This window comes from Haloterrigena sp. H1, from assembly GCF_005938085.1.
GTDB lineage: Archaea > Halobacteriota > Halobacteria > Halobacteriales > Natrialbaceae > Natrinema.
Genome location: NZ_SMZK01000003.1, coordinates 227,050 through 248,727, shown reverse-complemented (window position 1 = coordinate 248,727; position 21,678 = coordinate 227,050). Strand labels below are relative to the sequence as shown.

General features: G+C 64.0%; 18 protein-coding genes. 10 read left to right on the top strand and 8 right to left on the bottom strand.

The genetic code is table 11. The features are described 5' to 3' along the window. The first annotated feature begins 49 nt into the window (after window positions 1–49). The gene (locus tag E2L06_RS19485; protein WP_138783212.1) at window positions 50–325 is read left to right on the top strand and encodes a hypothetical protein; all 276 of its coding nucleotides are present in this window, start codon (window positions 50–52) and stop codon (window positions 323–325) included. On the opposite strand, the gene E2L06_RS19480 is transcribed toward E2L06_RS19485, so the two are convergent. After that, window positions 317–691: an SHOCT domain-containing protein gene (locus E2L06_RS19480; RefSeq protein WP_138783211.1), complete on the bottom strand. Its 375-nt coding sequence runs from the start codon at window positions 689–691 to the stop codon at window positions 317–319. The two genes, E2L06_RS19485 and E2L06_RS19480, sit on opposite strands and share 9 nt — an antisense overlap. A gap of 406 nt (window positions 692–1,097) precedes the next feature. Between E2L06_RS19480 and E2L06_RS19475 the strand changes: the two genes are divergently transcribed. Next, complete coding sequence (locus tag E2L06_RS19475; RefSeq protein WP_138783210.1) at window positions 1,098–2,495, top strand: permease; 1,398 nt, start codon at window positions 1,098–1,100, stop codon at window positions 2,493–2,495. 291 nt (window positions 2,496–2,786) lie between these two features. Here the strand turns inward: E2L06_RS19475 and E2L06_RS19465 are convergent, their stop codons facing one another. Next, window positions 2,787–2,984: a heavy-metal-associated domain-containing protein gene (locus E2L06_RS19465; protein WP_138783208.1), complete on the bottom strand. Its 198-nt coding sequence runs from the start codon at window positions 2,982–2,984 to the stop codon at window positions 2,787–2,789. 126 nt (window positions 2,985–3,110) lie between these two features. Here E2L06_RS19465 and E2L06_RS19460 point away from each other — a divergent pair, with 126 nt between their 5' ends. Beyond that, complete coding sequence (locus E2L06_RS19460; RefSeq protein WP_138783207.1) at window positions 3,111–3,698, top strand: AsnC family transcriptional regulator; 588 nt, start codon at window positions 3,111–3,113, stop codon at window positions 3,696–3,698. A gap of 191 nt (window positions 3,699–3,889) precedes the next feature. Then, window positions 3,890–6,496 (top strand): heavy metal translocating P-type ATPase, encoded by a 2,607-nt coding sequence (locus tag E2L06_RS19455; RefSeq protein ID WP_138783206.1) that lies wholly within the window; start codon window positions 3,890–3,892, stop codon window positions 6,494–6,496. 132 nt (window positions 6,497–6,628) lie between these two features. On the opposite strand, the gene E2L06_RS19450 is transcribed toward E2L06_RS19455, so the two are convergent. Further along, complete coding sequence (locus E2L06_RS19450; RefSeq protein WP_138783205.1) at window positions 6,629–7,492, bottom strand: DUF4382 domain-containing protein; 864 nt, start codon at window positions 7,490–7,492, stop codon at window positions 6,629–6,631. 95 nt (window positions 7,493–7,587) lie between these two features. Continuing rightward, the gene (locus E2L06_RS19445; protein ID WP_138783204.1) at window positions 7,588–8,262 is read right to left on the bottom strand and encodes a stage II sporulation protein M; all 675 of its coding nucleotides are present in this window, start codon (window positions 8,260–8,262) and stop codon (window positions 7,588–7,590) included. A gap of 94 nt (window positions 8,263–8,356) precedes the next feature. Between E2L06_RS19445 and E2L06_RS19440 the strand changes: the two genes are divergently transcribed. The 3 genes from E2L06_RS19440 (at window position 8,357) to E2L06_RS19425 (ending at window position 12,521) form a co-directional block, all read left to right on the top strand. Then, a complete protein-coding gene (locus E2L06_RS19440; RefSeq protein WP_138783203.1) occupies window positions 8,357–9,655 on the top strand; it encodes an amidohydrolase in 1,299 nt (432 codons plus the stop codon). Between the two features lie 200 nt (window positions 9,656–9,855). Then, on the top strand, window positions 9,856–10,962 hold the full coding sequence (locus E2L06_RS19435; protein WP_212750814.1) for a hypothetical protein: 1,107 nt from the start codon (window positions 9,856–9,858) through the stop codon (window positions 10,960–10,962). Window positions 10,963–11,231: 269 nt separating this feature from the next. Further along, the gene (locus tag E2L06_RS19425; RefSeq protein WP_138783202.1) at window positions 11,232–12,521 is read left to right on the top strand and encodes an adenosylhomocysteinase; all 1,290 of its coding nucleotides are present in this window, start codon (window positions 11,232–11,234) and stop codon (window positions 12,519–12,521) included. A gap of 174 nt (window positions 12,522–12,695) precedes the next feature. Here E2L06_RS19425 and E2L06_RS19420 read toward each other — a convergent pair whose 3' ends face one another. From E2L06_RS19420 to E2L06_RS19415, 3 genes are read right to left on the bottom strand one after another with little or no spacing between them, the layout of a single operon-like run. Then, window positions 12,696–13,508, bottom strand: coding sequence for a PAS domain-containing protein (locus E2L06_RS19420; protein ID WP_138783201.1), 813 nt, complete (start codon window positions 13,506–13,508; stop codon window positions 12,696–12,698). Next, window positions 13,509–13,637: a hypothetical protein gene (locus tag E2L06_RS22855; protein ID WP_283241374.1), complete on the bottom strand. Its 129-nt coding sequence runs from the start codon at window positions 13,635–13,637 to the stop codon at window positions 13,509–13,511. It abuts the gene before it with no gap. Continuing rightward, complete coding sequence (locus E2L06_RS19415; protein ID WP_138783200.1) at window positions 13,624–13,881, bottom strand: HalOD1 output domain-containing protein; 258 nt, start codon at window positions 13,879–13,881, stop codon at window positions 13,624–13,626. The genes E2L06_RS22855 and E2L06_RS19415 overlap by 14 nt, the downstream gene beginning before the upstream one ends. A 271-nt stretch (window positions 13,882–14,152) precedes the next feature. Between E2L06_RS19415 and E2L06_RS19410 the strand changes: the two genes are divergently transcribed. From E2L06_RS19410 to hjc, 3 genes are all read left to right on the top strand, one after another. Next, a complete protein-coding gene (locus tag E2L06_RS19410) occupies window positions 14,153–19,471 on the top strand; it encodes a PAS domain S-box protein (RefSeq protein ID WP_249361526.1) in 5,319 nt (1,772 codons plus the stop codon). A 73-nt stretch (window positions 19,472–19,544) separates the two neighbouring features. Next, window positions 19,545–20,354 carry a CPBP family intramembrane glutamic endopeptidase gene (locus E2L06_RS19405; protein ID WP_138783199.1) on the top strand — a complete coding sequence of 270 codons (810 nt, stop codon included), beginning with the start codon at window positions 19,545–19,547 and terminating at the stop codon, window positions 20,352–20,354. A 62-nt stretch (window positions 20,355–20,416) separates the two neighbouring features. Continuing rightward, complete coding sequence (hjc, locus tag E2L06_RS19400; RefSeq protein ID WP_138783198.1) at window positions 20,417–20,944, top strand: Holliday junction resolvase Hjc; 528 nt, start codon at window positions 20,417–20,419, stop codon at window positions 20,942–20,944. A gap of 27 nt (window positions 20,945–20,971) precedes the next feature. Here hjc and E2L06_RS19395 read toward each other — a convergent pair whose 3' ends face one another. After that, window positions 20,972–21,592: an SWIM zinc finger family protein gene (locus E2L06_RS19395; protein ID WP_138783197.1), complete on the bottom strand. Its 621-nt coding sequence runs from the start codon at window positions 21,590–21,592 to the stop codon at window positions 20,972–20,974. Window positions 21,593–21,678 lie beyond the last annotated feature (86 nt).

Below are 21,678 nucleotides of genomic sequence, written 5' to 3'. Positions count from 1 at the left end.
GCGGCGTCGATCCGCTGTGCCTTTCATCGACGACCACCTAGACCACCGTATGTTCGGGTCGCGAACCGCGACCGCCGTGGTCGGACTGCTGGGGAGTCTCCTCGTGAGTGCCGTCCTCTGGTGGCGGTTCGATACGGTCGCGGTCTTTCTGTTCGTTCCCTTCGTTCCGTTTCTGTTCGGTAGGTCGGGACGAAAGTCGTCGGAACCACCGGTTCGAACGTGTCCCGTCTGTGGGTTTCAGACACGTGATCCGGCGTACGAGTACTGTCCGCGCGACGGGACGGCCCTGGAGACGTCACACGCTGGCGAGTCTCCCTCAGCGTGAGTCGCGCTCGAGCGCTTCTCGGCGCTGTTCGTACTCCTCGTCGCTCATCTCGCCGCGGGCATACGCGAGGCGAAGCTCCTCGAGCGCGCGGTCGCCGTCGCCGTCCGTTCCAGTGACCGCTCGATAGAGGAGATAGCCGCCACCGACGATGGCGGCGACGAACAGCAGTTGCATCAGGACGGCGACGAGGGGCATCCAGCCGGGTACTGTTCCGCCACCCCAGGTTCCGTGGCCCCACATGCCGCCCATCATCGGCCCGAAGCCCATCATTCCGAACCCCATGAAGACCATCGGCAGCACGACGAGAGCGCCGATGACGATGAGGACGATTGTGACCAGTCGTGTATCGCGTGTGTCTGTTGCCATGTTCATTCACCGGCGACGGAGCGTCCCGTCTCCAATTAGGTGTACGGCCTCCCAAGTCAATGCAGTTCTCCCTTCAAATCCAATGCCTGTGGGAGAGTAAACTTCGATCTCTAGATCCGATCAATTCAACTATCGCGATTGAATCGCACGTCGTCACAATCAGACGTTCGAGGGGGTACGCGACGTGCTCGCGGTCCTATGCAGCGTCGTGTCCGTCTGTAGCGGCGTCTCGAGTGTGCGATGGTCGCCTCGAAACCTCCGTACTGGCGCGTCGAGATATCGATCGTCCTCACGCTGCTATCCTAACCCTACAGGGTCGATCACTTTCGAATCGGTCGTTTGAGGGGCCAACGATGCCGATTTTCGAAGGGCAATCGCAATAGCCGATCCATCCGATAGACTATGTATGGTGGTGCCACCTCTCGAAGGGGTTCTCGAGTCGCTCCGGATCGGGCTCGGATTCCTCTGGACGGCGGCCTGGGCGATCATCATGGGACTCACGATTACGAGTCTCGTCCAGGTGTACGTCTCGAAGGAACGAATGGCGCGGGTGCTCGGGGACGACGACCTCTCGAGTCTCGCGATGGCGACGGCGTTCGGCGCGGCGAGTAGCGGCTGTAGTTTCGGTGCGGTCGCCATCGGCAAGGGGCTGTTCGCGAAGGGCGCACACGTGGTGAACTTCCTCGCGTTCATGTTCGCCTCGACGAACCTCATCGTCGAACTCGGCCTGATGATCTTGATCCTGCTGGGCTGGGAGTTCCTCGTCGCGGAACTGCTCGGTGGGCTCGTCCTCATCGCGGTCATGGCGCTTATCGTCCGGCTGACGCTCCCGGAGACGCTGTTCGACGACGTTCGCACGGAACTCACCCGCCAGGACCACGATCACGGCGCCATGGTGGACCCGACCTGTGGCATGGAGGGGTCCGACGAACACACGATCGTCACCGACGGCGGTGAGACGCTGCAGTTCTGTTCTGAGGGCTGTCTGGAGACCTACCGTCAGCAGACGGCGGGCAGCGGCGCGTGGTACGACGACCTCCGCTCGTGGGGTGGTTGGTACCAACTCGGGAACCAGTACCGCAAGGAGTGGTCGATGATCTGGACGGACATCGTCGCGGGCTTTCTCATCTCGGGGTTCGTCATCGTGTTCGTCCCGCAGTGGGTCTGGAACGCGCTGTTCCTCGAGGGCGATGGGCTCCTAATCACCGCCGAAAACGCGATCATGGGCGTCACGATCGCCGTCATCAGTTTCGTCGGGAGCATGGGAAACGTCCCGTTCGCCGTCGCGCTCTGGGGCGGCGGCATCAGCTTTGCCGGCGTCATCGCGTTCGTCTACGCCGATCTCATCACCATCCCAGTGTTGAACGTCTACCGGAAGTACTACGGCTGGTCGGTCATGCTCTACATCCTCGGCGTCTTCTTCGTGACGATGGCCTTCACCGGGTTCCTCATGGAGTTGCTCTTCGACGCGCTCGGCATCGTCCCGAACTTGGCTGGCGGCGAGACGGCGACCGAGCAGACGTACTTCGCGGTCAACTACACCTTCCACCTCAACCTCGTCGCGTTCGCGCTTTCCGGCTTCCTCCTGTACGTGTATCGCCATGGACTCGGTGCACCCGGCCAGTACCGCGATCCGGTCTGTGGGATGCGAACTGATGTCGACGGCCCGAGCGCCACACACGACGGTGAGACGTACTACTTCTGTTCGACTGCCTGCAAGCGGGCGTTCGAGGATGCACCTGCCCAATTCGCGGACACCTCTCCGCGCATTTCGGATGCCGACCGGTCACACGAGAATCACTGACTCCCGCTGCGCTCCGCTGAAAAACTATCGTAGCCACTGAACGTTACTGCACACCCGATCGCACGACGACTGTGCGATCGGTGTGTAAATCGTTTCAGTTGCTACTATAGCGCTCTTCTCATACTGTCGGACAGAAGTCAATACGAAGTCGGTCGCTCTGCTGCGGCCGTCACCGGTGGAGACGGCCGCGAATCCGCGACCGATCTTCACGTCGTTCTGTCCGGCAGTATCACCGTCCCACCGAGTGGACGCTGTCTGATCGTCCGGTCGGTGACCGACTCGAGGCGGTACTTACGCTGACGCGTCGTAGCCGGCCTCGTCGACCGCGCTGACGAGGTCCTGAGTCGCCGCGTCACCTTCGACGGTCGCCTGCGCTGCGTCAAGGTCGACCTCGACCGACTGGACACCCTGAACGTTCGCGAGCGTTTCTTCGACGCTCTGTTCGCAGTGTTCACACGACATCCCCTCGACGGTGATCGTCTGGCTCATACGGCCGTGTATGGACACCCGATCTTTGTACATTTCTACTTTCGATTCCAAACCGAGCGCGACCGAAACTTTCGACCCGAAAGTAGCTGCCGCTACACTCTTTGCTATCGAGCACCACCCGTCTGTATGCGCGACCTCGACGAAACAGACATGGAGATCCTGCGGTTGCTGGCCGAGAACGCTCGCCGACCGTACAGCGAGATCGCTGAGGCGGTCGGCCTCTCCGGGCCGGCCGTCTCCGACCGCGTCGAGCGCCTCGAGGCGGCGGGCGTCATCAACGGCTTCACTGTCGATGTCGACCAGTCACAGCTTCGGGCGGGCGTTCCGGTGTTCGTGCGCGCGACCGTTCCGCCGGGCACTGTCGCCGACTGCAAGGCAGCGCTCGTCGACGCCGACGCGGTCGAACACGTGTTCGTCACCGCCGACGGTGACTGCTGGTTCTACGCGCGCGCGCAACTCCAGCGGGTCCACGAGTGGCTCGAGGGACTGTTTCCCGTCGACGGCGTCGACTACGACGTGACGCTGATCGACGACGCCGAGTGGACACCGTCGCTCGACGGGACGGCGTTCGCGCTCACCTGCGCGGAGTGTGGCAACACCGTCGACAGCGAAGGCGAGTCGACCCGCATCGACGGCGAAGTGTACCATTTCTGTTGTCAATCCTGTCGAGGCCGGTTCGAAGAGCGGTACGACCGGCTCGAGGAGGCCGCGTGATACTACTGGACAGCAGTCACGACGACGCCGGTCGCATGTGTGCGGCCGTCACTGGGGACGGCCGCGAAGTCGCGACCGGCTGCACGTCGTTCTGTCTGGCAGTATGAGTTACGACTCGAAAGAAATCACGGCTCGAAACTTTGCGTTCTAACCAGTAAAGAGGGTAAGTCACCACTCCTTAGTAGTTACTAATGAGTACCCGGACCGCACACCTGGATATTCGGGGCATGAGTTGTGCGAACTGTTCGCAGTCGATCAACAGTGCCCTGGAGTCCACAGATGGCGTACACGAGGCGAGTATCAACTTCGCTACCGACGAGGGAACCGTCGAGTACGATCCCGAGCAGGTGTCACTCGCCACGATCTACGAGACGATCGATGACGCCGGCTACCACGCCGACCGTGCCAGCCGGTCGATCGGCATTACGGACATGACCTGTGCGAACTGCGCCGAGGCCAACGAGACGGCACTCGAGTCCGTCCCCGGCGTCATCGACGTGGAGGTCAACTACGCGACCGACGAGGCCCAGGTCGAGCACAACCCCGTCGACGCCTCGCTCGAGGAGCTGTACACAGCCATCGAGAACGCTGGCTACATGCCCGTTCGCGAGGAGGAGGGCGACGATGGCGAGGGGCAGTCGGACCAGGAGCGCCGCGACGCGGCCCGACAGGCCGAGATCCGCAAGCAGCTTCGGCTGACGCTCTTCGGCGCGGTGCTATCGGCCCCGTTCCTGTTCTTCCTTGCGAATCGGTTCCTGCTCGGCGGGGAGCTGCTGCCTGAGACGGTCTTCGGCGTGACCTTCGGCTGGGTCGAGTTCCTGCTCGCGACGCCGGTCTACGTCGTGCTCGGCCGCGAGTTCCTCGCGAACTCGTACACGGCGCTCGTCAAAAACCGGACCGCCAACATGGACGTCCTGATCGCACTGGGCTCGTCGACGGCCTACATCTACAGCCTCGTCGTCCTGCTTGACCTCCTCGCGGGGAACCTCTACTTCGACACCGCCGCGATGATCCTCGTGTTCATTACGCTGGGCAACTACCTCGAGGCCCGCTCGAAGGGCCAGGCCGGCGATGCGTTGCGAAAGCTGCTCGAGATGGAGGCCGAGACGGCCACGCTGGTCGACGACGACGACGGCACCGAGCGTGAGGTGCCACTCGAGGATGTCGACGTGGGCGACCGGATGAAGGTCCGGCCGGGCGAGAAGATCCCGACCGACGGCGTCGTCGTGGACGGCCAGTCCGCGGTCGACGAGTCGATGGTGACCGGCGAGTCCGTCCCCGTCGAGAAGGAGGACGGCGACGAGGTGATCGGGTCGACGATCAACGAGAACGGCGTGCTGGTCGTCGAGGCGACGAAAGTCGGTGAGGACACGGCGCTACAGGGGATCGTCCAGACGGTCAAAGAGGCACAGGCGCGCCAGCCAGAAATTCAGAATCTCGCCGATCGCATCTCGGCGTACTTCGTCCCCGCAGTCATCCTCAACGCGACGTTCTGGGGACTGATTTGGTTCCTCTTCCCCGAGGCGCTGGCCGGCTTCGTCAGCGCGTTGCCGCTGTGGGGGCTGGTCGGCGGCGGCCCGGCGGCGCTCTCGACGTTCGAGTTCGCGATTGTCGTCTTCGCCTCCGCCGTGTTGATCGCCTGCCCCTGCGCGCTCGGGCTGGCAACGCCCGCGGCGACGATGGTCGGCTCCACCCTCGGCGCACAAAACGGCGTCCTGTTCAAGGGCGGTGACGTCTTGGAGCGCGCGAAGGACGTCGACACCGTCGTCTTCGACAAGACCGGGACGCTGACGACCGGCGAGATGACGCTGACCGACGTGGTCGCCCTCGAGGGCGATCGGGCGGCGACCGACGGTGGCGAACCGGCGACCGACGGCGGCGCAGTGGCGACTCGAGCGCCGCTCGAGGGTGACGAAGTGCTCCGCCTCGCGGCCAGCGCCGAGCGCAACAGCGAACACCCGCTCGCACAGGCGATCGTCGAGGGTGCCGAGGAACGCGGTCTCGAGCCCGCCTCCCCCGACGAGTTCGAGAACGTCCCTGGACAGGGCGTCCGGGCGACCGTCGAGGGTCGCGAGGTGCTGGTCGGGAATCGGCGGCTGCTCGAGAGCGAGGGCGTCGACCCTGCGCCTGCAGCCGACGAGATGGAACGCTTAGAGCACGAGGGCAAGACCGCGATGTTGGTCGCAGTCGATGGCGCGGTCGCGGGCGTGGTCGCGGACGCCGACACGGTCAAGGACAGTTCGGCTGACGCGGTCGCGGCTCTGCAGGAGCGCGACCTCGACGTCATGCTGATCACCGGCGACAACGAGCGGACGGCCCGCGCCGTCGCCGAACGGGTCGGGATCGACCCCGACAACGTCCGGGCGGGTGTCCTCCCCGAGGACAAGGCCGACGCGGTCGAAGACATCCAGTCCGGGGGTCGCAAGGCCATGATGGTCGGCGACGGCGTCAACGACGCGCCCGCGCTCGCGGTCGCATACGTCGGTACCGCCATCGGGTCGGGGACGGACGTGGCCATCGAGGCAGCGGACGTAACGCTGATGCGCGACGACCCGCTCGACGTGGTGAAGGCGATCCGGATCTCGCAGGCCACGCTGGACAAGATCAAGCAGAACCTCGTCTGGGCGCTTGGCTATAACACCGCGATGATCCCGCTCGCCTCGCTGGGCCTGCTCCAGCCGGTGCTCGCGGCCGGTGCGATGGCGTTGTCGTCGGTGTCGGTCCTCTCGAACAGCCTGCTGTTCCGCCGGTACACGCCCGACCACGACTACCGGCTGTTCGGGTGGCTCCGGCGTTGACGGCTCGAGCCGACTGCTTCTGCGCTGTCGATCTGCCTGCAAAATAGCGTTCGATTCGGGTGGCGAGTGAGGTGCCACCGCTGTTAGTGTCGACGGCCCACTCCGTGCGTTCTGTGACGGCTGTCGGTCGCGTTAGCCCTGCTGTGGTGTGTCCGTGGGCTGCTGTCCGCCGCTTTTTGCCTGCGTTGCTTCGGTTTCGTCTCCCGTCGTGTCGTCTTGCTGCTCACCGTCCGTCGATTCGTCAGGCTTCTGCTCGTCGATGTCGTGGATCTCGACTTCGTCGCCCGTTCCGCTCTCGCTGATCACCGGCTTGAGGACGTACTTCCCGCTCTTACCGGCTTTGTGGGGCGCGATGTCGTAGACGAAGTCGACCGACTCGTTGTTCCCGATGGTAAACGTCGTGTGCAGTTGGAGCTTGTTGCTCGGCAGCTTCACCTGCGTCTCCGTGCCGTCGGTCAGGACGCCCTCGGTGTCGCTGACGTAGATGAAGACCGTCTCGTACTCACCGGCGGGCAGTTCGAACTCGTCGATCATGGATGCATTCGCGCCTTTCAGCTCGGTGAGGTCGACGGTCGTTTCGTTGACCTCGCGCTCGATCCACTGCTCGTCGGCCGCACTGTCCTCGCTGTCGTTCTCGGCCGTCTCGTTAGTTGGCGTTTCGGTCGTCGATTCGTTGCCGGCGCTGTCCGACTCGGCCTCCGTGACGTTGCCATCGGTGACGTTACCGTCGGTCTCGTTCGTCGCGTCGGCGGTCACGTTGTCGGTCTTCTTGAACCCGACTTTCGTAATCGTCACGTTGAGGTGTTCGAAGTCGTCGATCACGCTCGGCTCGTCGCTGACGTAGAACGCGGCCGTTCCCGTCCCGCCGCTCGAGTCCGTCATCGAGCTGTCGTCAGTCGGCGCGTCGGTTCCCGGGTTGCCGCCCATCCCACCGGCACAGCCGGCGATGGCGACGAGGCTTGCCACCAATACGAGTTGGATTGTGCGTCTGTTCATATCCGAGCACAGTCACCATCTCGAGAAAAAGGGGGACGACGATTCGATCCGTTTACGACCGTTCAACAGCTTATAAACTGGATAAACGGCCCCGATTACGGGGATGACCCCATCGCCTCGAGCCGGTCGGCAAACAGCGTCTCGAGCAGCGCAGGCGTGACGAACGCCTCGACGACGGCGGCGACGACGAGCAAGAGCCAGCCCGCGAGGACGAGCAGCCCGGTCCGGTAGAGATAGCGTTTCGTGATGATTGAACTGCGGGACCCTCGAATCCGTTGGCCGACGCGGTAGAGCAGCCGGAAGCCGACGCCGGCGGCAATAAAGAGCGCGGGGAGCTCGAAGATGCCATGAGGTAACAGGCCGACGAGGATGTAGCCGACGCCGACGCTGCCGGCGATAAAGGCACCGACGTTCCCGACGATGATCCCGTTGAACACCATCGCCCAAGCCGTCAGGAGCCCGAGCGTCAGGACGCCGAGGATCGACAGCAGGAACGCCCGGCTGTTGTTGACGAGCAGGAACTGTGCCAGTTCGAGCCGGCTCCGGTCGCTGATGTCGGGAAACAGCGGCTCGCCGACCACCTCCTGGATGATCTCGAGCAAGTTGTAGCCGGCGATCATGAGCGCGATGCCGACGACGATCCCGACCGCGAACAGGCCGGCGGCGAAGCCGACGTATCGGCTGTGTTCGTCCCACGCGTCGGCGAGCGCGGCACGGGGTGGATAGCCGCTGTTGGATCGGTCGCGCTCGCGCTGGGTCCGATTGTCCATAGTTTCATATTGTCGAACTGTTCCATAAACCCCGCGGCTCGGCTCGTCGCGGGTCATCGACAGGCTAAGGCCGCCCGGCGAGAACCCCAATCTAATGACGACACTTGCGATCACCGACGGACAGGTACTCCGGCCCGATCTGACGGTGACAACCGCAGACGTACTGGTCGATCAGGACACCGGCGAGATCCGCGAGATCGCCCCCGAACTGGCGGCCGACGCCGACGAGACGCTCGACGCTGCCGGTTCGCTCGTGACGCCGGGATTCGTCAACGGCCACTGTCACGTCGCGATGACGCTCCTGCGGGGGTACGCAGACGACAAACCGCTCGACGCGTGGCTTCAGGAGGACATCTGGCCTGCCGAAGGCGAGATGACCCCCGAGGACGTCCGCATCGGTGCCGAACTCGGCTTGCTCGAGCTGATCAAATCCGGAACAACTGCCGTTGCGGATATGTACTTTCACGTCCCCGAGGTCGCCGCGGCGGTCGAGAACGCCGGCGTTCGGGCGCGACTCGGTCACGGTATCGTCACCGTCGGAAAAGACGACGAGGCCGCCCGCGAGGACGCCCAGACGAGCCTCGAGATCGCCCGCGAGTACGACGGCGCGGCAGACGGTCGGATCTCGACGGCGTTCAAGCCTCACTCGCTGACGACCGTCGGCGGCGAGTATCTCGAGGAGTTCATCCCCAAGGCGCGCGAGGCAGGGATCCCGGTTCACTACCACGCCAACGAGACCGAAGCCGAAGTCACGCCGATCGTCGAGGAGCACGGACAGCGGCCGCTCGAGTACGCCGCCGAGCACGGGATGCTCGAGCCCGAGGACTTCGTCGCCCACGGCGTCCACGTCGACGACCGCGAGATCGACCTGCTCGCGGAGGCCGGGACCGCCGTGATCCACTGCCCGGCGTCGAACATGAAACTGGGAAGCGGGATGGCCCCCGTCCAGCGGATGCGAGAGGCCGGCGTCACCGTCGGGCTCGGCACCGACGGCGCGGCCTCGAACAACGACCTCTCCATGCTGGACGAGGCCCGCGACGCGGCCATGCTCGGCAAACTCGCGGCCGACGACGCCAGCGCGGTGCCCGCCGAGGCCGTCGTCGAGATGGCGACTCGAGGCAGCGCCGACGCGATCGGCTTCGAGTCGGGCCGGCTCGAGGCTGGTGCGCCGGCCGATCTCGCCGTAATCGACCTCGAGCAACCTCACCTCACCCCGCCGCACGACCTCGTCAGTCACCTCGCCTACGCGGCCGCGGCGTCGGACGTCCGCCACACCGTCTGTGACGGACAGGTACTCATGCGCGACCGCGAGGTGCTGACGCTGGACGAACGGGCGGTTCGTGAGCGAGCGCTCGAGGCGGCTGAGGCGCTGATCGCCCGCGCTGAAGACTGATCTCTGGGCCGCCTTCCATTCAGGCTGGTGAACGAAAACTGAACGCTCAGAAGTTGCTATAAACTCTAAAAACTATTTTCTACTAGTTTTCTGGATCCGGAAAACACTGAGAACTGCCGGGTGGCTTTATTCATGAATGCCTGAATTTCTTGGATGAGATGAAGCAAAATCGATTGTTCGTGGTGGCGTTGGCTACCGCGATGATCCTGTCTGTGGCCGCCCCGCTGGGAACAGTGTCGGCGGCAGCAGCAGCCAATACTGATGTATCGCCCGATGAGACAGACGAGCTGAACGTATCCGTCGACGACACCGTTGTGACGGTTACGTGGAACGAGAGTGCATTTGAAAACGAGACCACCAAGAACGGGACGGTCGAGGGCGCGGCTGTCAACGTGACGAGCCTCGACGAGAACGTCTCGTATGCCGCAAACGGGACGACTGACACCAACGGCACGCTCGACCTCTCTGCTCCCGAGACGACAGTCAACGTGACAGTCAACGCGTCGTCCGGAAACGCTTCGGGGACGACGGTGGCAATGCTCGAGCCGACGACCGAGACTGAATCCGAAGGGCTCGACATCTCCGTCGAACAGAACAATGACGACGTCACCGTGACGGTTACGGAGAACGACACTGCCGCTCCGAACGCGACGGTCAACGTCTCGACCGTCGACGAGAACGTGTCCTACACTGACGAGGGCACGTACACGACGGACGAGAACGGCACGGTGAGTCTGTCCGCGCCGTTCGGGAACGACAGCGTCGAGGTCGCCATCACCGCGACGGCCGACAGCGAATCCGCTGAGACGACGGTGACGCTCGAGGCAGCCGAGTACGAGAACTTCGGCGCGCTCGTCTCCGCGTTCGCCGAGGAGCAAGAGGCAGAATCCGACTCTGACACGACGCGTGGCCTTCGAATCGCGAACTTTGTCGTCGAGCACAACCCGGGTAACGCACCGGACCACGCCGGTCCACCGGGCCACGCTGGCCCGCCGGGCGACGATGATGACGAAGACGAAGACGACAAACGAGGCCCACCGGAACACGCTGGTCCGCCGACTGACGACGACAGCGAGGACGTTGACGACGACGATGACGACAAACGGGGGCCACCGGAACACGCGGGCCCGCCGACTGATAGCGACGATGTGGATGACGACGACGATACCGAAGACAGCGAAGACGACGACACCGAAGACAGCGACGACGACGACACCGAAGACAGCGACAGCGACGATAGCGGCAGCGGTAGCAGCGGAAATAACGGAAACGGCGGCGGCCCACCCAGCCACGCCGGTCCGAACTGATATCGCTCTCGACCGTCGGTCGAAGGATTGACGCTGGCGTACGGTCCGTCAGCTATCGCCAGTATTGAACCACGATCGCGGCGCTCGCCACCGAACCGTGGCCACCCCGATCGATCAGGCACGTAGTAATCACGACTCACCCACCGTTTTCGCTGTTTATTTCGAACCCGCTCGAGACATGTCACCCCTGCCACGATCGAACCGCCGGCAGAAATCGGCCGCCGGAGCGGTTCGGTAGCGTTTTTGCCGCGCTCCCACTCAATCGATCTATGACCGATACTGCGTATCCCCCGATCAGCGAGCAGTTGGACGATCTCGAGTCCGCTCGCGCGGAGGGACGCCGGAAGATGGACTGGGCCGCCCAGCACATGCCGATTCTCGAGCACGTCCGCGAAGAGTTCGTCGCCGACCAGCCTTTCGAGGGCGAGCGCATCGCGATGGCGATGCACGTCGAGGCGAAGACGGCGATCCTCGTCGAGACGCTCGCGGAAGGTGGCGCGGAGGTCGCCGTCACGGGCTGTAATCCGCTCTCGACTCATGACGACGTCTCGGCGGCGCTGGATACCCACGAGAACATCACCAGCTACGCCAAACGCGGCGTCGACGACGAGGAGTATTACGAGGCTATCGAGGCCGTCATCGCCCACGAGCCGACGATCACCGTCGACGACGGGATGGACCTCGTCGCGGCGATCCACGAGGACTACCCCGAACTGATCGACGGCATCATCGGCGGTGCCGAGGAGACCACGACCGGCGTCCACCGCCTGCGCGCGATGGACGACGACGGGGCGCTTGACTACCCCGTCTTCGCGGTCAACGACACGCCGATGAAGCGGCTGTTCGACAACGTCCACGGCACCGGCGAATCCTCGCTGGCCTCCATCGCGATGACGACCAATCTCTCGTGGGCCGGCAAGAACGTCGTCGTCGCCGGCTACGGCTACTGTGGCAAGGGCGTCGCGAAGAAGGCAGCGGGCCAGAACGCGAACGTCATCGTCACTGAGGTCGAGCCCCGCCGCGCGCTCGAGGCCCACATGGAGGGCTACGACGTGATGCCGATGGCCGAGGCCGCCGAAGTCGGCGACGTCTTCCTGACGACGACGGGCAACCGTGACGTCATCGTCGAGGAGCACTTCGAGAAGATGAAAGACGGCGTCTTACTCGCCAACGCGGGCCACTTCGACATCGAGATCGATCTCGAGGCCTTAGACGACCTCGCGGTCGACCGCTACGAGGCTCGCGACGGCGTCGAAGCCTACGAACTCGCGGATGGCCGTCGGCTGAACATCATCGCCGAGGGACGGCTCGTCAACCTCGCCGCGCCGGTCTCGCTTGGCCACCCCGTCGAGGTCATGGACCAGAGCTTCGGGATTCAGGCCGTCTGTGTGCGTGAGCTGCTCGAGAACGGCGACGCCTACGACGCCGGCGTCCACGACGTGCCCGACGACCTCGACAAAGAGATCGCCGAGATCAAACTCGAGGCCGAAGGCGTCGACTTCGACTCGCTGACGGATACCCAGCGCGAGTACATGGGAAGCTGGGATCACGGAACATAACTCGAGTTCGGGAAGGCACAGTTCAGACGGCTCGAGCCCCGTCGAACCGCACACTGGATTTTGGGTCGGTATACTGCCCGACAGAACCACCTGAAGCCGGTCGCGGCTGCTGTCCGTAGTATCAGCAGCGGATCGTAGACGGCACGGCGAGAAAGACGAGTGAGCGCCGGGAGATCAGTCTCCGTGTTCAGAAGCGTTCTCATCGGGCTCGCTGACGACGAACACCAGACTGCCATCCTCGAGGCCGCCGAGCCGAACGCGGACCGAGAACGTCACACCTGTCCGTCGCCGGCCGGTGCAGATGCCGGTCCACCGCCACCCTTCCGTGACGGTTGGCAACGCCACTGACTCGAGATAGGAGACGGCGTCGTCAGTAAACAGTTCCTGCCACGGGGTGCCGGCGAGATCGTCGGCAGCGGCACCGAACCGCATCCGAAAGGAGCGACTCGCAAACTGGATTACCCCGGCGGGATCGACGATCGCGATCGCGTCGCCGGCGAGCGCGATGCTCGCGAGCGACCGCTGCGAGAGGCGCGTCAGCCGATGGCGCTCGAGGAGATCTGTGACGCGGGTCGCGAGTCGCTCGCGCGGCTCGTTCCGGTCGATCACGGTAGTCCACTCGTACGACCGGATCGCGCGTGCGAGCTCCAGCGTCACCTCGTCAGCGAGGACGACGACCGGGAGCTCCGGCGCGTCGGTCCTGACGGTCTCGAGCCACTCGACGTGCGCGCCCGACCCGTCGGTAGCGGCCACGTCGCTGCGTTCGTCCGTCACAGTCGACGGAACGACGAGACAGTCGATCTCGTCGACGCTGGACTGTGCGGCCGCGAGCGTGGCGGCCGTCTCGACGACTATTGGTTCGTCGTCGAGCGCGCGTTCGATGTGGTCGCGGTCGCGGTCGCGGTCCTGATCGACGACGAGGACGGTACGCTGTGCCGGCTGGCTTCGAACGGATGGCTCGATTCCCCCCGCTGGTGGGACTCGCATTCAGATCGCCTCCGGTGGTGGGTCGCTTGACGTGTCCGGCGAGACGGACGCGGGGCTGTTTCCATCGGTCGTCTCCTGTCGGTCTCGACTGGGGGAGGTCGGCTTGGCTTGCCGCTTATCGGCCGTCATGGACGGTTCCATCGACCACGACGGTGCCGTCGCCTCGAATCTCGACGTGCGAGTCGCCGTACTCGAACGTGACACGGATCTCGTCGCTCGAGTCCGGCCGGAACAGTTGATCGAGCGCCTCGGGATCGATGGTGTTGTACAGCGGGTCGAGTTCGTTCGGGGCGGTATCTGTCGCGTCCGCGAGAGCTTCGATGACGCGTAGACTGATCGAATCGTTGTAATAATCGAGTGTAGCTCCGGACATCTTGGCTGGACTAACACGATCCGTCGGTATCGGCTTGCCCGTTATACACGTAATTTCGCTGCCGCCCCGACACTACGTGTATAGTATCTCGAAATCGGCATCGCCCACCCGCTTCTCGCCCCGCGAAACGGCCGGAACGTGCCTCACACGTCCCAAATCCGCCGACGCTGCGACCGACACGGTTTGTACTCGACCACCACTGTGATGATGATTTGAATAGCTGACTGAAATAAACCGCTCATATCATTGCCAGTCATTCCATAGGCGTACTATGGACGGGATCGCGGTTCAGCGCGGACTGCTCGCAGATGACACGAGGTGGTCGCGTGCGGGTCTGCTCGGAGTGATCGGTGTTGCAGTCTTGATCGCCGCTGGCGTCTTCTTCTCTGAGGGGGTGCCTCGAGGAGTTGGCACGCAGACGGGACCCGGATTGCTCGTCGTGGGTCTTGCTGCACGGAGTGGCTCCGATCGGTCGAACGACATCGAGCGCCTCACCGACGCGCTTCGGCAGTTCACCTCGCGACTCGAGGACGAGTCGCCGCTGCCCGCGTCTGAACCCCCGGCGCAACCGCCGACCGTCGACGAGCCGATCGACGTTAAGGTCGATCGCGACGACGAACTCGAGCACCTCTCCGAGACCGTCACCGACCTGACGGCTGCAGTGTGTGATCGAGAACGGCGACGCGCCGAGAGCGAACGGTACCGGCGGGAACTGTCCCGGATCACGTCCGATCCGAACATGGATGACGAGGCGACGATCCGTCACCTACTCGAGTTGGGCTGTGATCGGCTCGGTCTCGAGACTGGGTTCGTCTCCCGGTTCGACGAATCGACCGACCGATACGAGATCGAGGCGGCCGTCGGACACCAGGCCGACCTCGAAGGGACGGTCCTGCAACTCTCCGAGCCCTGTGACGACCTGCTCGAGTCGGACGACCGGCAGGGACCAAACGACGCTGCTGTGGTCGAGTGGGGCGACCATCCGATCGCCGACGAACTCGACGTCAACTGCCATCTCGGTGGACAGATCATCGTCGAGGGCGACTACTGCGGAACGATCTGTTTTCTGGACCGCGAGCCCCGGGAGCGGCCGTTTACGCCCGCTGAAACGTCGTTCGTGGAACTGATCGCTCGCTGGGTGAGCCAGACGTTCGAACACCGCACCTACGTCCAGCGGATTCGGGAACGGGAGCGCCGTCTCGAGCGAGCACGGGCGTTTACCGACGACATGCTGGATGCGGTCGACGATGTCGTCTATCTCCTCGACGAGGACGGCACGGTACGCCAGTGGAACGAGAGTCTGTGCGAGACGACAGGGTATACCGACGCCGAGGTCGAGTCGATGCATGCGCTGGCGTTCTTCGACGAGGCGGATCACGACCGGCTCGCGAACTCGATCGACGAGGTTCTCGAGACCGGGTCCACACGTGTCGACGCCCCGATCGTAACCAGCGATGGCGAGTCCATTCCCTACGAGTTCGTCGCGTCGGCCCTCGAGAACCCGGCGGGCGAACAGGTAATCGTTGGCGTCGGTCGCGATGTCAGCGAGCGCCTCGAGAAACAGCGGCGGCTCGAGCGACACGAGCAGTTCACCACCGACGTCATCGATGCGTTAGACGACGTCTTTTATATCCTCGACGAGGACGGAGACCTCCAGCGCTGGAACGAGACGCTGGTCGAGGTGTCGGGGTATTCGGATGCCGAGATCGACGACATGCATGCCCTCGACTTCTTCGACGAGGACGATCGGGACGTGATCTGCGATTCGATCACCGAAGCCTTCGAGACGGGCGAGACCCGCGTCGAAGCGGCGCTGCAGACGAAGTCGGGCGAGCAGATCCCCTACGAGTTCATCGCGTCGGTCCTCGCCGATCCCGACGGCAACCCGGTCGAAGTCGGCATCGGTCGGGATATCTCCGACCGCATGGCAAAAGAACGCCGGCTTCGTGAACGCGAAGCCCACCTCGAGCGGACGACGCATCTGTTAGAGCAGTCCCAGCGGCTGGCGAACGTGGGGGCCTGGGAACTTGACGTGACCGACGATTCCGCCGACGTGCGATGGACTGACGAGACCTACCGGATCTTTGGGCTCTCACCCGAGCAGGAGCTCGATCTCAATCAGGTATTCGAATACATTGCGCCAGAGGATCGGGCGCGACTCAGTGAAGTCATTGACCGCGCACTCGAGGCTGGTGAGACGTACGATATCGAAAATCAAATCATCACAGCGGATGATGACCGGCGCTGGATCCGAAGTATCGGTGAGCCCGTTCGAGACGACGGCGAGATCGTCGCGCTCCGCGGTGCGGCACAGGACATCACTGCGCGCAAAGAACGCGAACGCGAACTCGAGCGTACCGAGACGATCATTCAGGCGCTCGACGAGGTGGTATATACGATCGACGCGGACGGGAACTTCCGCTTTGTCAACGACGCGCTGACACAGATCACGGGCTACGAGCCCGATTCGTTGCTCGGCGAACACGTCTCGACAGTGATGGCTGCCGAGGACATCGAGACGGCACAGGATCGGATTCGGGATTTGCTCAGCAAAAGCGAACCGTCACAGACGTTCGAGATGGTCCTCGAGACCGTCGACGGCGAGACGATCGACGTCGAAAACCACATGGCGTTGTTGCCGATGGTCGACGGCGAGTTCACCGGCACCGCAGGCGTCGTCCGCGATATCACCGACCGCAAAGAGCGCGAGCGCCGCCTGGAAACGACGAGCGCCCGACTCGAGGCGCTGTTCGAGAACTCCCCCGATATGATCAACGTGCTCGATACAGAGGGGACGATCGTCGACGTCAATCAGCGGCTCGTAGACGCGCTCGGGTCCACCGAAGACGACCTGCTCGGCACGAATGTCTGGAAATACGATATGTACGTGGATGAAGCCGAGGCCCTCTCCATGCTCGAGGAGATGGCGGTCGGCGACCGTCGGAAGTTCGAGGGCAAGTACCGCTGTCACGACGGCTCGACGTTTCCCGTCGAGGTCCACCTCATCTGTCTCGATCTCGAGAACCAAAACCGGTATCTGGCGATCAGTCGCGATATCACTGAACGCAAAGAGCGCGAGCGGGATCTCCGCGAGACGAAACGGCGGCTCGAACTCACACTGGAAGGAACGAACACGGCCGTCTGGGAGTGGGATCTGGACACCGACGAAGTCACCTGGAACGAGACGTACGAGCGGCTGCTCGGACTCGAACCGGGCGCGTTCGGGGGCACGTTCGACGCCTTCACACGGCGCGTCCATCCGGACGATGTCGACCGCGTCGAGCGAGAAGTCAGTGACGCGATCGAGAACGACGAACTGTTCCAGACGGAGTTTCGGCTCCGTCACGAGGACGGAGCCTGGGTCTGGGTCGGGGCCCGCGGTCGGGTCGTCGACGACGGTGACGGCACTCGGATGGTCGGGATCAACAACGACATCACCGAGCGCAAACGACACGAAAACGAACTCGAGCGGACGACGGAGTTGCTCGAACAGGCCGAGCGACTCGCCAGTATCGGCGGTTGGGAACTCGATGTCAGTGACGACCAACCGGACGTGGTCTTGACGGACGGGATGCGTCGGCTGTACGAACTGCCATCGGACGCGGACGTTAGCCCCGATCGCGCGGCCTCGTTTCCACACCCAGCGGATCGAGCGACCGTCCACGAGGCCGTCGACGCGGCACTCGAGACCGGCGAGAGCTACGATATCGAACACCGGGCCCGAACGGCTACCGGGAACGAACGGTGGGTCCGCTCTATCGGCGAACCTGTCCGGAAAGGTGACCGACTCGGCACCGACGACAGCCACCAAGCCGACGACATCGTCGGCGTCCGGGGGACGATTCAGGACATCACCGGGCAAAAGGAACACGAGTTCGCCCTCGAATCGCTCCACGGCGCTGCACGCGACCTCCTCGGTACTGACAGTGAGCACGAGGTCGCGGACTTGGTCGTCGAGACGGCCGCTGACGTCCTCGAGGCCGCGGGCGTCGCGGTGTATCACCTCGACCCCGATGTGAACCGATTCGAGCCGATCGCCTACACGGACGAGTTCGCACACCTCTGTGACGGTACCGCGTCGGTCGCCGTCGGTGACACTGATACTGCCCTCTGGAACGTCTACGTCACGGGGACGGGGATGGTCGTCGACGATCCCGCGTCGTTCGACCAGTCGCGGATCTTCGGGCCAGGCGTCGAGAGTGGGGTCGTCGTTCCGATCGGCGATCACGGCGTCTTCGCGGTCGCGTCGGGCGGCGAGCCGATCGACGCCAACGCCCGGCGGCTGATCGAGACGCTCGTCGCGACGACCGAAGCCGCCTTCGACCGCCTCGAGAGTGAAGCCAGTCTTCGCGAGCGGGAAACGGAACTCGAAGAGCGCAACCGCCGGCTCAACCGCCAGATCTCGATCACCGAACTCATCAGACGGATCGACCAGTCGCTGATCGGCGCCGACAGCCGCACGGACATCGAACAGACCGTCCCCGAACGGTTGGTCGAGGCCAATGACATCGCGTTCGCGTGGATCGGCCAGCTCGATGCCAGCGGCACGCGACTGGAACCCCGCGCCTGGGCCGGCTCCGGTCAGGATTACTTAGACAACATGCAACTCGCATACGACGCGTCAGCCGAGCCGGCCGTCCGCACCGCCCGGACCGAGACGCCGACGGTCGTCTCGAACGTCGTCGACGGGCTCCAGAGCGAGGACTGGCGGCGACCTGCCCTCAACCGGGGCTTCCAGTCGGTCATCAGCGTTCCACTCTCGCATGCGGAGTACTCGTATGGCGTCCTCACGCTGTACGCGGACGAACCGGGTGCCTTTGCTGACCTCGAGCAGACCGTCGTGACGGAACTCGGCGACGGGATCGCAAACGCGATCAACGCCGTCAAAACGCGCGAGGCGCTGCACGCCGAACGGACGCTCGAGCTGACGCTCCGACTCGAGGGGTCGGACGACCTCCTCTCTCGGATCGCAGCGAAAACTGGTGTCAGGGTCGAGTATGCGGGACTTGGGACGCATTCAGGCGACGAGACGCTGCTGTTTTTCGAGACCAGTGGCGTGTCGCCCGACGAGGTACACGCGGCGCTCGATGACCTCGTCTCGGTGACTGACTCCCGGCTCATCAGTCAGACTGAAACCGACTGCCGGTTCGAGGCGACCGTCGCCGGCGAGGTCATCGCCTCGCGGCTGGTCCGCCACGGCGGCAGTCCACGCTCGATGCACGCCGATGCCACCGGAACCGAGGTCACGGTCGACGTCCCGCCGGGGACCGACGTCCGCGAGTTCGTCGAGATGCTCCGCGAAGGGTATCCGACTGTCGAACTACAGGCCCGCCACGACGTCGAGCGATCGATGCGAACCCGAAGCGAACACGTCACGTCGCTGCTCGATGCGCTGACCGATCGCCAGCTCGAGGTGCTCCGGACGGCGTATTTCGCCGGCTTCTTCGAGTGGCCTCGCGAGAGCACCGGCGAGGAAATCGCCGCGTTGCTCGAGGTGACACAGCCGACGGTCAACCGCCACCTGCGGATCGGTCAGCAGCGGCTGCTGACACAGCTGTTCGAGGAGAGCGGGCCGGTCCTCGCTGATTGACCAGTGACGGGTCGCCGAGCCGACCGGTTCGGAGAGAGGAACGCCCAAGGGCCCAGTCGCCGTACCTCCTCCTATGGAAACGTCATCACGCTATCGCGACGGGCCAGTCCGGACGACGCTCGTCGCGATCGGCCTGGCAGCGTTCGGAATCCTCGCGAGCCAGTTTACGACCCTCCCCGCGATCGCGCTCGAGCCGGCGCTGGCGACGTCTCCGACGGACGCCTCGCTCGTGAGCCGAACGCTCCTGCTGATCCTGAACTTCCTCGGCTTCGTCCTCGCCGGCGCGCTCTATCTCGCCGCGACCGGCCGCGGGTGGTCGTACGTCGACCTCCGATGGCCGACGAAACGCGGCTGGCTCTACGTCCTCGCCGGCGTCCTCGGGAGCTTCGTCTTTTACATCTTCGTCAGCCTGGTCGTGCAGGTCCTCGCCTTGCCGTCCGCGGAGAACCAGGTCGCGACCTACATCGGCGGCGATCAGACGATGGTCCTGATCATGATCGGGATCGTCTTCTTCTTCAACGCGCCCGCCGAGGAGTTCCTCTTTCGAAATATCGTTCAGAAACGGCTTTATGCAGCGTTCGACCGGGTCACCGCGGTCGTCGTCGCCAGCGCGATCTTCGCGCTGATCCACATCATGTCGTATGCCGTTCTCTCCGACTCGCTGCTCGCGACCCTCGTTCCCGTCGTGGTCGTCTTCGGCGGCTCGATCATCTTCGGCCTGCTGTATGCGAAAACCGACAATCTCGTCGTGCCGATCGGTGCCCACGCCGCGTTCAACGCCATCCAGTTCGGCTTGCTGTATCTCGCCCTCGAATATGACCTCGAGGCTGCCGATCCGTCGACGTCGCTGCTGGTCGACCTCGCGGCGACAGTCCCGCTGTAACCGTCCCGTCTGGCCGTCCCGCCGTCCGGTCTTTTATTACTGCCCGCGGGAGAGAGGGCTATATGTCCCATGCGAAGGGCGACCGCCGCGAACGCGAACTCGTCAACGCGCTCGACGAGGCCGGCTTCGCGGTGATGCGTGCGCCCGCCAGCGGCGCTGCGACCGACCGCGAACTCCCCGACGTGCTCGCCGGTGACGGCGACCAGTTCTACGCCATCGAGGCGAAATCGAGCGCGGGCGATCCGATCTATCTCACCGGCGAGGAGGTCGAAGCGCTCATCTACTTCGCCCAGAACTTCGGCGCGAAACCCCGGATCGGCGTCCGCTTCGACCGCGAAGACTGGTATTTCTTCCATCCTGGTGACCTCTACGTGACCGACGGCGGCAACTACCGGGTCAAAAAGGAGACGGCACTCGCGGAGGGTACTGATTTCTCCGAGTTCACTGGCCAATCGGAGAAGGTCACGCTGGCGGAAGCCGCTGCCGATGGCAGTGTCGATGACGGCCCGGACGAGGAACTCCTCCGTGTGCTCAATGCCGTCGAACAAGGCGTCATGGATGTCGAAGAGGCTGCGGAACTGCTCGAGTAAGCTCTTGAATCGAGTCTCGGTCGGCCGTTACACCTTTCGGAGCCGCGTTCGCGGGAAGACATAGACTTTCAGCGACACGGGAACGACGCCGTTGGATGCGACGGTCGCGTGTGGATAGACCGCGCCCACGACGGGCACGTCCGGGTCGTAGTCCTCGTTCGTCGCGTACTCGGCGACGGTCGTGTCGGCCGCCCCGATTTCGACGGCGTCGGCCCGCAGGTCCGAGACGTCGACGACGGTGAGCCGATCGCCGGTCTCCCGGTCGATGACGGTGTCGCCCGGATAGATCGTATGCTCGTCGCAATAAAACGGCGCGGTCGCGTCCTCGTCGACGAAGACCGAGTTGCCACAGTCGTGACAGTCGACCGCAACCTCGCCCGGCGGCGGCGTCCGGCCGGCCGTGATCTCGAGGGCGACCCGGCGAATGTGCTTGCACCGGGTTTTGCGGAAGACGTGATCCGGGCACGTACAGCGGCTCGCCTCGAGATCGACGAGATAGGTGTGGCCGCTCGCCGACTCGACCTCGTAAAGGCCGTCGCCGAGTGGCAACACCGACATTGGTTCGGTGTGTGCGCGGCGCGATCGCTTCGGGAGGTGGGCTGTGCGTGGTACTGGTAGCGGTGCTTTCGGTGACGCTGTTGTTTTCATGGATGCGTCGGAACGGGAAGCGATAGTCGGCTGGCTATTCGACGTTTATAGGAATCCGACGGACATAATCACCATGCCTGCATGCC

Excerpts from the sequence above, each read along its gene's own strand:
- E2L06_RS19460 (WP_138783207.1), top strand. The coding sequence starts at position 3,111 with ATGCGCGACCTCGACGAAACAGACATGGAGATCCTGCGGTTGCTGGCC.
- E2L06_RS19445 (WP_138783204.1), bottom strand. The coding sequence starts at position 8,262 with ATGGACAATCGGACCCAGCGCGAGCGCGACCGATCCAACAGCGGCTAT.
- E2L06_RS19480 (WP_138783211.1), bottom strand. The coding sequence starts at position 691 with ATGGCAACAGACACACGCGATACACGACTGGTCACAATCGTCCTCATC.
- E2L06_RS19415 (WP_138783200.1), bottom strand. The coding sequence starts at position 13,881 with ATGTCCGGAGCTACACTCGATTATTACAACGATTCGATCAGTCTACGC.
- E2L06_RS19450 (WP_138783205.1), bottom strand. The coding sequence starts at position 7,492 with ATGAACAGACGCACAATCCAACTCGTATTGGTGGCAAGCCTCGTCGCC.
- E2L06_RS19455 (WP_138783206.1), top strand. The coding sequence starts at position 3,890 with ATGAGTACCCGGACCGCACACCTGGATATTCGGGGCATGAGTTGTGCG.
- E2L06_RS19425 (WP_138783202.1), top strand. The coding sequence starts at position 11,232 with ATGACCGATACTGCGTATCCCCCGATCAGCGAGCAGTTGGACGATCTC.
- E2L06_RS19420 (WP_138783201.1), bottom strand. The coding sequence starts at position 13,508 with ATGCGAGTCCCACCAGCGGGGGGAATCGAGCCATCCGTTCGAAGCCAG.
- E2L06_RS19475 (WP_138783210.1), top strand. The coding sequence starts at position 1,098 with ATGGTGGTGCCACCTCTCGAAGGGGTTCTCGAGTCGCTCCGGATCGGG.
- E2L06_RS19435 (WP_212750814.1), top strand. The coding sequence starts at position 9,856 with ATGATCCTGTCTGTGGCCGCCCCGCTGGGAACAGTGTCGGCGGCAGCA.
- E2L06_RS22855 (WP_283241374.1), bottom strand. The coding sequence starts at position 13,637 with ATGACGGCCGATAAGCGGCAAGCCAAGCCGACCTCCCCCAGTCGAGAC.
- hjc (WP_138783198.1), top strand. The coding sequence starts at position 20,417 with ATGTCCCATGCGAAGGGCGACCGCCGCGAACGCGAACTCGTCAACGCG.
- E2L06_RS19465 (WP_138783208.1), bottom strand. The coding sequence starts at position 2,984 with ATGAGCCAGACGATCACCGTCGAGGGGATGTCGTGTGAACACTGCGAA.
- E2L06_RS19410 (WP_249361526.1), top strand. The coding sequence starts at position 14,153 with ATGGACGGGATCGCGGTTCAGCGCGGACTGCTCGCAGATGACACGAGG.
- E2L06_RS19440 (WP_138783203.1), top strand. The coding sequence starts at position 8,357 with ATGACGACACTTGCGATCACCGACGGACAGGTACTCCGGCCCGATCTG.
- E2L06_RS19485 (WP_138783212.1), top strand. The coding sequence starts at position 50 with ATGTTCGGGTCGCGAACCGCGACCGCCGTGGTCGGACTGCTGGGGAGT.
- E2L06_RS19395 (WP_138783197.1), bottom strand. The coding sequence starts at position 21,592 with ATGAAAACAACAGCGTCACCGAAAGCACCGCTACCAGTACCACGCACA.
- E2L06_RS19405 (WP_138783199.1), top strand. The coding sequence starts at position 19,545 with ATGGAAACGTCATCACGCTATCGCGACGGGCCAGTCCGGACGACGCTC.